Raw genomic sequence first — 14,067 nt, 5'->3', positions numbered from 1 at the left:
CGCGGTCGGCCGCCTCGTGTCGGCGTTGCCCGCTCAGCTCGCCGTCCGAGGCCCGGGCCGCGGCCTCGGAGAGGGCCTGCCGCAGTGCCCGTTCGTTCGCGTCCATGCGGACGTCGACGGGTACGCCGTCGAGGTTGCCGACCACGCCGGGGTGCTCCCGTGCCAACCGGTCGGTCTCGTCGCCGTCGAGGCCCGCGAAGAAGGCCGACACCTCGGCGGGGGTCGCCTCGCCCGGCACCGGTCGGCTGGCACCGGCCTCGGTGCGCTCGGCCGCCCACTCCACGGTGCCCGGCGGGGGTGCCACCAGGTCCGCGGCCGGGGTGGTGTCGAGCGCGGAACCAGAACCCGCCATGGCGACCGCCACCACGAGCGTGCCGAACAACGAACGCAGCCGACCCATGCCCACTTCTCCCGACACCCGAACCCGTTCTCGACGTGGCGGGACGAGCGTGCGAGCGAAGTGGGTGCGCGGTCGTCATGCCGGAGTGGGCACCTCCGGGTCACACCGGAGAGGGGCACGGCGTCCTCAGGTGCCCCCTGGGGACGAGGTCGGGTGGGTCTGGTCCGCACGGGAGCGCCGTCCTCGCGGGACGGGTGGCCACCGAGGTGCGGCCCGATCGCGAGCTGGGCCGCCGTGCGCACCCGCCGGGGCCGGCACGGAGCGCCGTGGGCCGCCAGGCGGGAACGGCCAGGAGGGCGAGGTGGTGAGGGAGGGAGAGGGCCTGGCGCGCCCGGCGGGCGTGGAGCGGGTGCCCGTCCCCGGATCGCGGCCTAGTCGGAAACCCCCGCCGTCACCAGACCGCTCTCGTAGGCGAAGACCACGGCCTGTGCCCGGTCCCGCAGGTCCAGTTTGGCGAGGACACGGCCGAAGTGGCTCTTCACGGTCTGCTCGGCCACGACCAGCTGCGCCGCGATCTCCTGGTTGGACAGCCCCCGCGCGACCAGGCGCAGCACCTCCGTCTCCCGTTCGGTCAACCCGGCGAGCCTGCTCGACGCCCGGGAGACGACGGGACGACGGCGGGCGAACTCGGCGATCAGGCGGCGGGTGACCGAGGGAGCCAACAACGCGTCGCCGGCGGCGACGACCCGGACGGCGGCGATCAGGTCACCGGCCGGAGCGTCCTTGAGGAGGAAACCGCTGGCTCCGGCCCGCAGGGCGTCGTACACGTAGTCGTCGACGTCGAAGGTGGTCAGCATCACCACCCGGGGCTGGTACCCGGTCCGGGCGCCCCGAACCGGCTCCAGCATGGTGCGGGCGGCCGCCAGCCCGTCCATCACGGGCATCCGGACGTCCATCAGCACCAGGTCCGGGCGGACCCTGCCGACGAGTGCCACCGCCTCGACGCCGTCGGCGGCCTCCCCCACCACCTCGATGTCGGCTTGGGCCGCCAGCAACGCGGCGAAGCCGGCCCGCACCATGGCCTGGTCGTCGACGATCACGAGTCGCGTCGTCATCCGCGTTCGCCTCCTCCAACCGGGACGGTTCCCCCTCCCACGGGCAGGCAGGCCACCACCCGGAACCCGCCGCCGGGCAGCGGACCGGCCTCCAGGTCGCCTCCCAGCGAGTCCACCCGGTGCCGCATGCCCGCCACACCGTGCCCGGTGCCCACCCGCTCCAGGGGTGGGCTCCCCGTCGTGCGTGGTGCCTCGTTCGTCACGTCCACCGCCACCCGGCCGGACGCGTACGCCAGTTCTACCGTCGTCGCCGCTCCGGGGGCGTGCCGCACGACGTTGCTCAGCGCCTCCTGCACGATCCGGTAGCAGGCCAGTTGCACGGTCCCGGGCAGCGCGCGGGCCACCTCGTGGGGAAGCGACCGCAGGGTGACCGGGACCCCGCTGCCCCTGGTGAGGTCGGCCAGTTCGGGGAGGGAGTCCAGCGCGGGCTGCGGGGCACGTGCGGACAACCCCGGCTCGGAGCGGAGCACGCCGAGCAGCTGGCGCATCTCGGCGAGCGACCGGCGCGCCGAGGTGGCGATGGCGGCGAACTCCTCGGTGACCGCGTCGGGGAGGTCCGCGAGCCGGTAGGGAGCGGTTTCCGCCTGCACCGTCACCACCGACATGTGGTGCGCCACCACGTCGTGCATCTCCCTGGCTACGCGTGCCCGGTCCTCCAGCACCATGCGACGGGCCCGTTCCTCCTCGGTCAGCCGCTCGTGCTCCCGCAGCCGTCGGCGGATGTCACGGCGCACCGACCAGACCAGGCCGACCACCAGCAGCAGCATGAAGATGACCACCAGCGGAACGATCTCCTCGGGTCGGCGTTCCTCGGGAACGAGCCGCCAGACCGCCGCGACGGCGATCGGCTCCGCCAGTGCGGCGAGGAGCAGCGTCCACCAGCGGCAGCAGCCCACGAGCACCAGCAGGACCCCGAGGTGGGCGATCAGGCCGGCCGCCGGCCACGGCCAGGGCTCTCCGTCGGGCGTCGACACCAGGGCGATCGCCGTTCCGGCCGCGAGGGAACTCGCCCAGGCCGCGACCGGCTGGACCAGGCTCAACGCCAGGGGCAGGGTCTGGAGGGCCTGGAGGGCGACGGCCAGGCCGCCACCGAGGGCGTAGTTCTCGGCGAGCTGGATCGCCCCGCTGGGCAGGGTGATCAGGAGGAGGGCCAGCAGGGCGAGCCCCACCGCTCCCAGCCGCCACCCGTGCAGCAGGGCGACCGGGCTGTTCCGGTGCACGGGGAAGCGGAGGCGGGGCGGCTGGCGGTCCGGGGCGGGCGGGGCTGGCACCGGGCAACGGTATGCCGGCCGTCCCCCGGGCCACGTCACCCCAGGGTCCGAGTCATCCCTCACCCCCCGGTACGACCTCCGGGCCGGTGGCGACTTTGGCTCCCCCCGCACGTCGCCGGGAGGCGTGGCGAGGGCTCCTGCCCCCGCTCCCCTGCCCCGCCCGGCCCGGCCCACGTCCGTGCTCGGCGTGGTGGCGTGGTGGGGCGACCGGCGGGCGGGTCGCCGCGTGGTCCGCGACCCGGTGGCGGGCAGGTCGCGCCCCGAGCCTCGACGGCCCGCGTCGCTGGCGGCCGGGTCGGCTCCAGCCCGCCCCCTCCGCCGAGGTCACCCGCGCGGTCCCCCACCCCGGAGGGGGCTGGTTCCCGTCTCCCTGGACGGCGGCCGCCCGCCGTCCAGAGCGGTCGGGCTCGGCGGACTCCGTCACCGGGTGGGCCGAAGGAGCGGGCTGGGCCGCGCCGTTCAGCTGGAGCTCGCCGCCGCCCACTCCTGGTCACCGATCTCGGCGCGCAGGTGCTCGAGGGAGGCCTCGACCGCGCGCCGGGCACCCGCGACGTCCACGCCCACCAGCTCACCCCGGTGCTTGACCACGCGTCCGTTGACCACCACGGTGTCCACGTCGGCACGCCCGGCCTGGAAGACGAGGTGCCCGACGGGGTTGCTGAGCGGGGTCATGGCGGTGGTGTCGGTCCGCAGCAGCACCAGGTCGGCCAGCTTGCCCGGGGTGATCGAGCCGATCTCGGCCTCCATCCCGAGCGCCCGGGCACCCCCCATCGTCGCCCACTCGAGCACCTCGGCCGAGCGCAGGGCGTTCGACTGGAGCACCTCGCCCCGCTCGTGCGCGCGGAGGTGCGCCAGGCCGCGGTCGGCGTTCAGGGTGGCGCGCATGGCGGAGAACATGTCCCCGCTCCACCAGACCACCGTGTCCATCGACAGGGACATCCGGACGCCGAACTCCCGGGCGCGGTGGCTCGGCGGGTAGCCCTGGCCCGCGTTCAGCTCGCTCTCGGCCGCGATGCTCAGGAAGGCGCCGGCGTCGGCGAGCCGGCGGTACCCGTCCTCGCTGTAGGCGCCGCCGTGCACGAGGGTGATGTCCGGGGAGAGGAAGCCGTTGTCGGCGAGGAAGGTGATGGTCTCGTCGGCGGCGTAGCCGACGATCCCGCCGTGCGAGGTCCACTGGAGGCCCCGGTCCCTGGCGAAGCGCAGCGCGGGGAGGAGTTCCTCGTCCGGGGGCACGATGTCGTAGGCGATCTGCGGGGTGACCAGCTGGTCCCTGCTGGGGAACCTGCTGTCGAGCAGGCGGTCGACCTCGCCCCGGTGGATCCAGCCCGCCGAGTCGGCGAAGGCGTTGCCGATGCCGAACCGGGCGCGGCCGGGCACGGCGAGCAGGCCGTCCACGGCCGCGTCGGCGTGCTCGGGGGTCCTCAGGTTGTGGGACCAGTCCAGGACGGTCGTCACCCCCGCGTCGAGTGCCTCGACCATGCCCATGCGGTTGCCCGCAGCCAGGTCCTCCGGCCGGTAGGCGAGCCCCCAGCGGCCGAACATCCGCTCCATGTACTCGGCGAGGGTCCACTCCACCCCCACGCCCCGCAGCGCCGTCTGCCACAGGTGCCGGTGGGTGTCGACGAACCCCGGAGTGAGCAGGCCACCGCCGGTCTCGACGGCCGTGGTGCCGGGAGGCGTGGGCAGGTCGCGTCCCACCGCCTCGATCCTCGTCCCCACCACCAGCACGTCCGCGTCGGTCAGCACACCCAGCTCGTCGTCCAGCGTGACGACGGTGGCGCCCCGGAAGACGATCGGGCGGCCCGGGCGGAACCGCTCGGCGGCCGGTTGCTCGACGGCGCGGGCGGTGGCGCCCCCACCCACCACCGACGCGCCCGTCACGACGCCCGCCACGGCGGCCGCGCCGCCGAGCAGCGACCGCCTGCTGAGCTGGTTCGAGCGCCCGCCATCCCGCTGGTCCCGCATGCGTCTGCCTCTCCTCGTCCTGGTGCACGGCCGGGCACGCGTCCACGCGGCCGGCGGTGGCTCGTGGTGGTGATCGTGATCGAACCTAGGAGCGGTCGAGGTGACATGTCAACTCGCGTCGCCCGCTGCCTAGGATGCGGTGGTGCCGAACGAGGAGTGGTTGGACGAGCGCGAGCAACGGGCCTGGCGGGGCTTCTACACCATGCAGCGGCACCTCCGCCGACGGCTCAACCAGCGCCTCCAGCAGCATTCCGGCCTCTCCGAGGCCGACTACGCCGTGCTGGTCGCCCTGTCCGAGGCGCCGCGGGGCCGACTGCGCGCCTTCCAGCTCGCCGCCGTGACCCAGTGGGAGAAGAGCCGCCTGCACCACCAGCTCGGGCGGATGGTGGACCGGGGCCTGGTGGTCCGGGAGCCCTGTCCCGAACACCGCCGGGGCTCCGTCGTCGCTCTCAGCGACGCCGGCAGGGACGCCATCGTGTCCGCCGCGCCGCTGCACGTGGAGGACGTGCGGCGGCACTTCGTCGACCTGCTGACTCCCGCGCAGCTCGACGCCGTGGCCGAGATCTCCGAAACCGTCCTCGCCGCGCTGGACCGCCCCCGCGACGAGGCGGTCGGTCCGGCTCCCGCCACCGGGCGGGGGTGAACGAGGTCCGCGCCGATCCGGGAGGGAGCGAGCGGACGGCCCGCCAGCCGCACGTCCCACCCCCGCGCCCGGCTTCCGCTGCTCCCTCCACGAGCGCGGGTCGGTCCGGTCAGGCCACGGGTGTCAGGTCCGGGAATGCTCGGCGTCCCGTCCCGGGCAACTCGTGGGACCGCCGCACCGGTCCCGACCGGCCGGATGGCTGGCTGGCTGGCTGGCTGGCGTACCACCCCCACCCGGGCGGAGTTGGTGCGCCCCGCCCCGGCTCCGCCTTCCCCTCGCGGGCACCCCGGTCCCCGGGCCGCACGCGTCAGCTCCGCTCGGAGCTCCGCCGGACGACCGCAGGGTGTCAGGGCCTCCGGAGGCCGACCACGACGGGAGGTCGCGCGCCGCGCGCCGCGCCCCCGGGGCCGCTGCTCACCGCCGGGTACGGGATCGAACTCTCCGCCGAACACGGCCCGACCACCAGGCCGTCGGCGGCCGTGGTCGGCCCGTCCGGGGTCCCCGCGCCGTGGCCCGGGCGGCCGCCGGGCCGGCCCCGGAGGGCATCAGACCCGCTGGTCGTCCCCGGCGGGCGGCGCCACCACCCCAGCCAGCCGGTGCTCCCAGCTCTCCCCGTGCGGAACCAGCGTGGCCTGGCGGACGTCGTCGTCCCGCCGCCGCAACCGCACCAGCAGGTGTTCCTCCGCGAGCCGCTCCGCCGTCCCGGCGCCCCACTCCACGACGACGAGGCTGTCGGAGAGGTCACTGACGAGGTCCAGGTCCTCCAGCTCGGCGAGCCCGCCCAGCCGGTAGGCGTCGACGTGGACCAGCTGCACCCCACGCCCCTCGGGCGTCGGCCGGTGCACCCGCGCGATGACGAACGTCGGCGAGGTCACCCGCCCGGTGACGCCGAGGGCCGCCGCGACGCCTCGGACGAACACGGTCTTGCCGGCGCCCAACGGCCCGTCGAGGAGGATCAAGTCACCGGCCAGCGCGACCGCACCCACGCGGCAGCCCAGGCGCTCAGTGTCCTCAGGTGTGGGCAGGTCGACCGACCAGCGGTCGGTCCGTGTCCCCGTCGTGTCGCTCATCAGCCTTCCCGTGCCTCGCGCTCGTCGAGAGGTGTGCTCGTCCCGTGCCGGTGGGCCCGTGTCCCGGCCGCCGGCGCGGCGGGGCCGGCCGTCCCACGGGGTCCACGATGCCGGGGCAGCACGACCCGCGCCAGCGGTGTCCCCGCTCCGCCACCCGCGGACCGGAACCAGGCACCCGCCCCCGGGCCCGCCCGGGTCACCGACCGCTCCGCGCTCGACCGCGGCCGGGTTCGCTGTTCTCCACCACCCGGTGGACCAACCTCCGCAGCGCCTCGGTGGTCAGCCCGGGCCTCTCCAACATGATCATGTGGCCCGCGCCGGGGACGCGGACGAACTCGGCGTCCGGCAGTTCCGCCGCGATGATCTCCGAGTGGGAGAAGGGCGTGACCCGGTCGGCGTCCCCGGCCAGCACGAGGGTCTCGCAGTGCGCCAGGCCGCTGAGGGCCGCCACCCGGTCGTGAGTGGTGAAGGTGTCCACGAAGTCGGCGAACACCCGCATCGGCGTCGCCTGGATCATGTCGTACATCAGGTTGACCAGCGCCGGGTCCACCGACTTGTCGCCGAAGGCCACCGCGCGGGTCGCTCCCCAGGTGAGGTGGTTGCCGGCTCGTCGCGCCGCCTCCAACAGCTCCGGCTGCCAGTCGGCGAACCTCCCGAGGCCCCGGGTCACCGGGTTGCGCCGGGAGAGCAGCGTCCTCGGCAGGCCGCTCTTGCCCACGTCCCCGGCGGCCGTGCCCACCAGGGCCACCCCCCTGACCAGGTCCCCGAAGAGTTCCGGATGCTGTTCGGCCAGGGCCATCACCGTCATGCCACCCATCGAGTGGCCCACCAGGACGACCGGGCCGGTGGGCGCGGCGACCCGCAGCACCGCGGCCAGGTCCCTGCCCAGCTGCTCGATGGTGGCCGAATCGCGGCGGCCCCGCCCGGAGCGCCCGTGGCTGCGCTGGTCGTAGAGCACCAGCCGCACCCCCGGTGACTCCCACTCCGGCAGGTCCCGTCGCTGGAAGTGCCAACACCGGCGGTCGACCACGTACCCGTGCACGAGGACGACGGTGACCTCGGCACCGCCCCCGACCGGGTCGATCTCCTCGACCGCCAGTGGCAGTCCGTCGTCGGCGGCGACGGTGTACTCGCGGTCGGCCGGGGACACCCCGAGCTCGGCGAGTTCACCGCGTTCCCGCAACGCGGCGAACCTGGCGCTCTGGGCGGCGGCACCCACCACCGCACCGCCGAGGGCGGCACCGATCACCCCGCCGACCATGCCGACCACCTGCCAGGGCCTCACCGGCCACGCTCCTCGCGGACCGCCCGGACCGGGAGCGGGGCGCCAGTCACCTCGAAGCGGTGGCCACGCGGCCGGTACATCCCCGTCACGATCTCGTAGTCGATGGTGCCGATGGCGTCGGCCCACTCGCTGGCCGTGGGTTCACCGTGGTCTCCCGGCCCGAAGAGCAGCACCTCCGCCCCCTCGGACACCGGGTCGTCGCCGCAGTCGACGACGAACTGGTCCATGCAGACCCGGCCGGCGATGGGGCGGCGCCTGCCGGCCAGCCACACCGACATCCGGCCCGAGAGCGCCCTGGGCACCCCGTCGGCGTAGCCGACCGGGACGAGGGCCAGCGTCGTGTCCCGCTCGGCGGTCCACGTGTGCCCGTAGGACACCGACTCCCCGGCCCGGACACGTTTCACCAGGGCCACCACCGAGCGCAGGGTCATCGCCGGTCTCAGCGGCGGCGTCACCGCCTCGGGCACCGGGTTGAGACCGTAGATCGCGATCCCGGGGCGTACGAGCTCGAAGTGCAGGTCGGGCCGGGTGAGCGTCGCCGGGGAGTTCGCCAGGTGGCGGATGGGGTCGAGCCCGGCGGCCCTGGCCACCCGGTACGCGTCCTGGAAGCGCTCCGCCTGACGGTCGATGGAGGGGTGGTGGGGTTCGTCCGCGCACGCGAGGTGCGACCAGACCGCCACGACCCGGACCAGACCCGCGCGTTCGGCGTCCGCCGCCGCGCTGACGAGGGCGGGCCAGTCCTCCTGGGTGGCACCACCCCGGGACAGCCCGGTGTCGATCTTGAGGTGGATGCGGGCTCCGGTACCCACCTCCGCCGCCGCCGCGATCACCGACCGGAGGGTGTCGAGGGTGGCCACGGAGAGGTCGACGTCGGCCCGGACCGCCTCGGTGAACCGCTCCCCCGGCAGGTGCAGCCAGCACAGCACCGGGGCTGTCAGCCCGTGCGCCCGCAGGTGCAGGGCCTCCGCCTGGGACCGGACACCCAACCAGCCGGCGCCGCCGCGCAGGGCCGCCCGCGCCGCCGCGACCGCGCCGTGCCCGTACCCGTCGGCCTTGACCACGGCCATGGTCCCGGCGCCCGACCGGGCCGCGAGGGCGACGAGCAACTCGACGTTGCGCTGGATCGCCGCCGTGTCCACCACCACGTCCGCCCGGGACAGTGGCGAGTCCTGTTCTGCACTCATGACGGCTCCATGGTGTCACGACGCGCGGCCCGGTCCCGGCAGGCGGGCCGGGACCGCCGGCCCGCGCTCCTCCGGCAAAGGGCACAGCCGCTCCCGGCGGCGGGGGGCCACCGGTGTCACGGCAACAACCCGGCGGACCGCCGCAACACCCGGATCGCCTCGGACACCGCGGGGACCAGCGCGGACGCCCCGATCGGAGCTCCGCGCGCCGCGAGTTCGCCGGCCAGTTCGTGGGCGCGGGCCGCCCGGGCGGCGGCCAGCGCCGGTTCGGTCCCCGAGGCCAGCAGGGCGCCGATCATCCCGGTCAGCACGTCCCCCGAGCCGGCCGTCGCCATCCAGGACGAGGTCGAGTGGTTCACCAGGACGTGGCCGTCCGGGTCGGCGATGACCGTGGTGCTCCCCTTGAGCAGGACGACGCAGCGGAACCGGCGCGCCGCCCGTCGCACGGCGTCGACCCGGTCCGCGCCTACCTCGCCGGCCAGGCGGGCGAACTCACCCGCGTGGGGGGTCAGGACCCACGTCGCGTCCGGGTCCTGGAGGTCCCACAGCTCCTCGTGCCGCGCCAGGAGCGTGATCGCGTCGGCGTCGAGGCACGTCGGCAGTCCCGCCGCGAGCACCTGTTCCAGGACCCTCCGCCCCGTCTCGCCGACCCCGATGCCGGGGCCGGCGGCCCAGGCCTGCACCCGTCCGGCGTCCTCCACCGACCCGGTGGCCACCACCTCCGGCCAGCTGGTCCGCACGGCGTCCGCCGCCGGACCGGCGTAGCGCACCATCCCCGAAGTCGCCGCGACGGCGGCTCCCGTCGCCAGCACCGCCGCACCCGGGAACACCGAGGAACCCGCCGCCACTCCGACGACGCCCTGCGTGTACTTGTCATCGGCCGGGCCGGGCACCGGCCACCCCAGGCCCACGTCGTGCCGGTCCAGCGCCCGGAGGTCCGGCTCGCCCAACTCCGGGCCGAGACCGATGTCGACGACCCGCAGCTCCCCGACGTGGTCGCTTCCCGGGCCGAGGAGGTGCAGGGGCTTGCGCACGCCGAACGTGACGGTGGCGGTGGCCCGCACGGCCGGGCCGGGCACGGCCCCGGTGTCCGGGTCGACACCGCTGGGCAGGTCGACCGCGAGGACCGGACAGGACAGCCGGGAGACCAGGTCGGCGGCCACCGGTCGCAACGGCCCGGACGCGGAGATCCCCACGATCCCGTCCACCGCCAGGTCGGCGTCGGCCAGCCGGGGAGCCACGGCGGTCACCTCGGCGTGGTCCTCGACCCCCAGCGCTCGGCCACCCGCCCTTCGCAGGGCCGCCAGGCCCTCCGGGTGGGCCCGGTCGGGAGCCAGCAGGAGCGCCGTGACGTCCACCCCGCGGCGGCGGAGGAACGCACCGGCCCACAGCGCGTCCCCGCCGTTGTTGCCCGCTCCCACGAGGAGCACCGCCCGCCGGCCGCTGGTCCCCCCGGTGTGCGCCCGCAGGAGCTTGGCCGCCTCCACCGCGACCCCGTACGCCGCCCGCCGCATCAGCTGGGCGGACGGCACCCGCCGCATCACCCGGTCCTCGGCGTCCCGGACCCGCGCCGTCGTCCACGCACCCCGCACTTGCCCTCCCACTGGCCGCAGTTCCCCGGACCGGCAGGCCCGTCCGAGGTGGGGCACGACGCCCGCCGACCGCCTCCGACGGGGCTACCCCGGGAGAACCGTCCCCACCCACCGCGTCCAGCCTCGCGCAGGCCCACCGGCTCGGGCCAGCCTTCGCCAAGGACCGCTCACCCGCCGGGCGCCGGTCACTCCACGGTGACCGACTTCGCCAGGTTGCGGGGCTTGTCGACGTCGAACCCCTTGGCACGGGCGATCTCCGCGGCCAGCACCTGGAGCGGAATCGTCGACACCAGCGGCTGGAGGAGCGTCGGCACGGCGGGGATCTCGATGAGGTGGTCGGCGAACGGGCGCACCGTGTCGTCGCCCTCCTCCGCGATGACGATCGTCCGCGCGCCCCGCGCCTGGATCTCGCGGATGTTGGACAGCAGCTTCGCGTGCAGCACCGCCCGCCCCTTGGGGGAGGGCATGACCACGACGACGGGAAGGCCCTCCTCGATCAGGGCGATGGGACCGTGCTTCAACTCGCCGGCCGCGAAGCCCTCCGCGTGCATGTAGGCGAGTTCCTTGAGCTTGAGGGCGCCTTCCAGGGCCACCGGGTAGCCGACGTGCCTTCCGAGGAAGAGGACGGCCTTCGCGGTCGCCAGGTCCCGCGCCAGCTCCCGCACCTGGGGGGCGGTGCCCAGCACGGTGGACACCGCCTGGGGCATGGCCTCCAGCTCGGCGAACTCCCTCGCCACCTCGTCCGGGTACTTGGTCCCGCGCGCCGAGGCCAGGGCCAGGCCGACGAGGTAGTTGGCGGCGACCTGCGCGAGGAAGGCCTTCGTGGAGGCGACACCGATCTCCGGGCCGGCGTGCGTGTAGAGCACCGCGTCGGACTCCCGGGGGATCTGGGCCCCGTTGGTGTTGCACACCGCGAGCACCCGCGCCTTCTGCTCGCGGGCGTGCCGGATCGCCTCCAGCGTGTCGGCGGTCTCGCCGGACTGGGAGACGGCGACGACCAGGGTGTCCCGGTCGAGCACCGGGTCCCGGTAGCGGAACTCGCTGGCCAGCTCCACCTCGACCGGCAACCGGCACCAGTGTTCGATGGCGTACTTGGCGACCAGGCCCGAGTGGTAGGCGGACCCGCAGGCGACGACGAACACCTTGTCGATGTCCCGGAGGTCCTGGTCGGCGAGCCGCTGTTCGTCCAGCACCACCCTGCCGTCCACGAAGTGGCCCCGCAGGGTGTTGGCGAGCGCCTCGGGCTGCTCCTCGATCTCCTTGAGCATGAAGTACTCGTGGCCGCCCTTCTCGGCGGCGTCCATGTCCCAGTCGACGTGGAAGGGCCGGGTCTCGACGTCCACGCCGTGGAAGTCGGTGACGCGGTACCCGGCGGCGTCGATCTCCACGACCTGGTCCTGGCCCAGCTCGACGGCGTCCCGCGTGTGTTCGATGAAGGCGGCCACGTCGGAGGCCACGAAGGTCTCGTCCTCGCCCACGCCCACCACCAGCGGGGAGGACCGCCTGGCCGCGACGACGCGTCCCGGCACCTCGGCGTGCGTCACGACGAGGGTGAAGGCGCCCTCCAGCCGACGGCACACGGCGCGGACGCTGGCCGCGAGGTCGCCCGTGGTGCCGTGGTCGTCGACGCCGTCGTACGCCCTGGCGATGAGGTGCGCGGTCGTCTCGGTGTCTGTGTCGCTGGCCAGCTCGACCCCGGCCTGCTCCAGTTCGGCACGGAGCACGCCGAAGTTCTCGATGATGCCGTTGTGCACCACCGCCACCCGACCGGTGGCATCGATGTGGGGGTGGGCGTTGCGGTCGGTGGGGGCGCCGTGCGTCGCCCACCGGGTGTGGCCCATGCCCGCCGTCCCGCGCAGGCTGTCCCGGCCGACCTCGTCGAGCCGGGCCTCCAGGTTGCCCAGCTGACCGGCGCGCCGCTCGACCGCCAGGCCGCCGGCCCCGTCAAGCACGGCGACTCCGGACGAGTCGTAACCGCGGTACTCGAGACGGCGCAAGCCGTCGAGCACCACGTCAAGCGCCTGCTTGTTCCCGACGTATCCCACGATTCCGCACACGCCGAACAGGGTAGCTAGCCAACACTCCGTCACCGGACCGGTCAGCCCCTCGGGTGACGGCGCTCGCGTCGCGCACCCACGAGGTGGCACCTCGGATCGGGTGAGGTGGCCGTGGAGTGGGGCGCGACTGCCCGGAAGCGTCGATCATCGACTACCGTCGCCCCTCATGGCCCGCTTTGCCAAGAAGCTGATCGCCGAACTCAGCCAGCCAGGACCGCACGGCGTGCTGCGCGGCGACCTCGCGCTGGTCGGACTACCGGGCACGGTCATCACACCACGGCAGGGGCTGGGCCTTCCGGCGGTCGCCTTCGGGCACGGGTGGATGCAGCCGATCCGCCGCTACCGCGACCTGCTCCGGCACCTGGCCTCCTGGGGTTTCGTGGTCGCCGCCCCCGCCACCCACCAGGGGTTGCTGCCCTCGCACCGGCTCTTCGCCTCGGACCTCCACACCGCGCTGGAGGTGTGCGCGAAGGTGCGGCTGGGCAGCGGGGAGATCAGCGTCGACCCCGAACGGCTCGGAGTGGTGGGGCACTCGTTCGGCGCGGGCGCGGCCGTGCTCGCCGCGGCGAACTGGCCGGAGATCAGGGCCGTCGTCACCCTGGCCGTCACCGAGACGCGGCCCTCGGCGATCAACGCGGCGCGGGACTGCGGCGCACCGGCGCTGCACCTGGCCGCCGAGGAGGACCGGATCGCTCCCCCGGTGGCGATGGCCGAGCCCGTGTCGCACGGCTGGAAGGGCCCGGTCCAGCTACGCACCGTGCGCAGGGCCAACCACCTGACCTTCGCCGAGGGCCGGCACTGGACGGACCTGCTGATGGACGGCCGGCCCCGTCGCCAGCACGCGGACCTGGTGAAGGCTCTCACCACCGCGTTCCTGCTCCGGGTGCTCACCGACGACCGCCGCTACGACACGCTGTTGGAGACCGAGGTGAAGGGCGCGACCCTCGACTACAGCCGCGGCCGGCGGCAGGACCGGCGCCGTCTCCCCGCCTGAGCCCCCCGTCCTCCGCCGGAACGCTCCTGATGTCGGGGTGGCCGTGCCGGTGGCGAACGGAGGAGATGGCACCGAGGACAGCCGCCGCGACCTGCCGTGACCCACCGGGCGGGGCACGAAGCGCCGGTGGCGGGGCCGGGCCGGCGACCGGAACGGTGGGGTTCAGCCGCCCCTGCGTGCGGGGAAGGTTCGACGATCGCTTCGGCCCTCGGACGGTGGCGGTGTCGCGTCGCCGCCGTGCCCGCTTCCCGCCGGCTGACCGCGCCGGCGGCTCCACCACGCGCGCACCCCGTCCCCGGACACGCGCCCGGAGGGCGGGCCGGACCCGGGGAGCCGGCGTGGTCGGGGCTCACCCGCTGGCTGGAGGCCCGCCCCGGAGGGTGCTGGCGCCGCCACCCTCCGCCGGGGATGCCGCAAGGCCTGGAACGCCACTGCCATGCCGGTGCCCGCTGACGGCCGGTGCCCAGTGGTACCCCGTTCCCGCTCGCTCCGCCGGGCGCTGCGACAGGGACTGACCAGCTCCGGCCCGGCTGGGGCGCCAGCGGCGCCCC

The 14,067-nt window shown here is 74.9% G+C and carries 10 protein-coding genes and 1 pseudogene; 2 read left to right on the top strand and 9 right to left on the bottom strand.

Features of this window, described 5'->3' with window-relative positions; translation table 11 throughout:
- The 4 genes and pseudogenes from ACTIDRAF_RS0218935 to ACTIDRAF_RS29780 all read right to left on the bottom strand — a co-directional run.
- Positions 1 to 400: pseudogene (locus tag ACTIDRAF_RS0218935) on the bottom strand (hypothetical protein); the annotation flags it as partial.
- A 371-nt stretch (positions 401 to 771) separates the two neighbouring features.
- Complete coding sequence (locus ACTIDRAF_RS0218930) at positions 772 to 1,455, bottom strand: response regulator (protein WP_016700301.1); 684 nt, start codon at positions 1,453 to 1,455, stop codon at positions 772 to 774.
- A complete protein-coding gene (locus tag ACTIDRAF_RS29785; RefSeq protein WP_157163134.1) occupies positions 1,452 to 2,726 on the bottom strand; it encodes a sensor histidine kinase in 1,275 nt (424 codons plus the stop codon). Before ACTIDRAF_RS29785 ends, ACTIDRAF_RS0218930 begins: the two co-directional genes overlap by 4 nt.
- A 459-nt stretch (positions 2,727 to 3,185) precedes the next feature.
- Positions 3,186 to 4,691 (bottom strand): amidohydrolase family protein, encoded by a 1,506-nt coding sequence (locus tag ACTIDRAF_RS29780; protein ID WP_016700299.1) that lies wholly within the window; start codon positions 4,689 to 4,691, stop codon positions 3,186 to 3,188.
- Positions 4,692 to 4,833: 142 nt separating this feature from the next.
- Here ACTIDRAF_RS29780 and ACTIDRAF_RS0218915 point away from each other — a divergent pair, with 142 nt between their 5' ends.
- On the top strand, positions 4,834 to 5,334 hold the full coding sequence (locus ACTIDRAF_RS0218915) for a MarR family winged helix-turn-helix transcriptional regulator (protein WP_245533581.1): 501 nt from the start codon (positions 4,834 to 4,836) through the stop codon (positions 5,332 to 5,334).
- A gap of 545 nt (positions 5,335 to 5,879) precedes the next feature.
- On the opposite strand, the gene tsaE is transcribed toward ACTIDRAF_RS0218915, so the two are convergent.
- The 5 genes from tsaE to glmS form a co-directional block, all read right to left on the bottom strand.
- Entirely contained in the window at positions 5,880 to 6,404 is a 525-nt protein-coding gene (tsaE, locus tag ACTIDRAF_RS0218910; RefSeq protein WP_016700297.1) for a tRNA (adenosine(37)-N6)-threonylcarbamoyltransferase complex ATPase subunit type 1 TsaE, read from the bottom strand.
- 196 nt (positions 6,405 to 6,600) lie between these two features.
- The gene (locus ACTIDRAF_RS29770) at positions 6,601 to 7,689 is read right to left on the bottom strand and encodes an alpha/beta fold hydrolase (RefSeq protein ID WP_016700296.1); all 1,089 of its coding nucleotides are present in this window, start codon (positions 7,687 to 7,689) and stop codon (positions 6,601 to 6,603) included.
- Positions 7,686 to 8,873, bottom strand: coding sequence for an alanine racemase (gene alr, locus ACTIDRAF_RS0218900; RefSeq protein WP_016700295.1), 1,188 nt, complete (start codon positions 8,871 to 8,873; stop codon positions 7,686 to 7,688). The genes ACTIDRAF_RS29770 and alr overlap by 4 nt, the downstream gene beginning before the upstream one ends.
- Positions 8,874 to 8,989: 116 nt before the next feature.
- Complete coding sequence (locus ACTIDRAF_RS0218895; protein ID WP_016700294.1) at positions 8,990 to 10,465, bottom strand: bifunctional ADP-dependent NAD(P)H-hydrate dehydratase/NAD(P)H-hydrate epimerase; 1,476 nt, start codon at positions 10,463 to 10,465, stop codon at positions 8,990 to 8,992.
- Between the two features lie 185 nt (positions 10,466 to 10,650).
- Complete coding sequence (gene glmS / locus ACTIDRAF_RS0218890; protein ID WP_016700293.1) at positions 10,651 to 12,522, bottom strand: glutamine--fructose-6-phosphate transaminase (isomerizing); 1,872 nt, start codon at positions 12,520 to 12,522, stop codon at positions 10,651 to 10,653.
- 166 nt (positions 12,523 to 12,688) lie between these two features.
- Here glmS and ACTIDRAF_RS0218885 point away from each other — a divergent pair, with 166 nt between their 5' ends.
- The gene (locus ACTIDRAF_RS0218885) at positions 12,689 to 13,516 is read left to right on the top strand and encodes a dienelactone hydrolase family protein (RefSeq protein ID WP_016700292.1); all 828 of its coding nucleotides are present in this window, start codon (positions 12,689 to 12,691) and stop codon (positions 13,514 to 13,516) included.
- The last annotated feature ends 551 nt before the right edge of the window (positions 13,517 to 14,067 follow it).

This window comes from Actinoalloteichus spitiensis RMV-1378 (assembly GCF_000239155.1).
Lineage (GTDB): Bacteria > Actinomycetota > Actinomycetes > Mycobacteriales > Pseudonocardiaceae > Actinoalloteichus_B > Actinoalloteichus_B spitiensis.
This window is presented reverse-complemented; position numbering and strand designations above follow the sequence as displayed.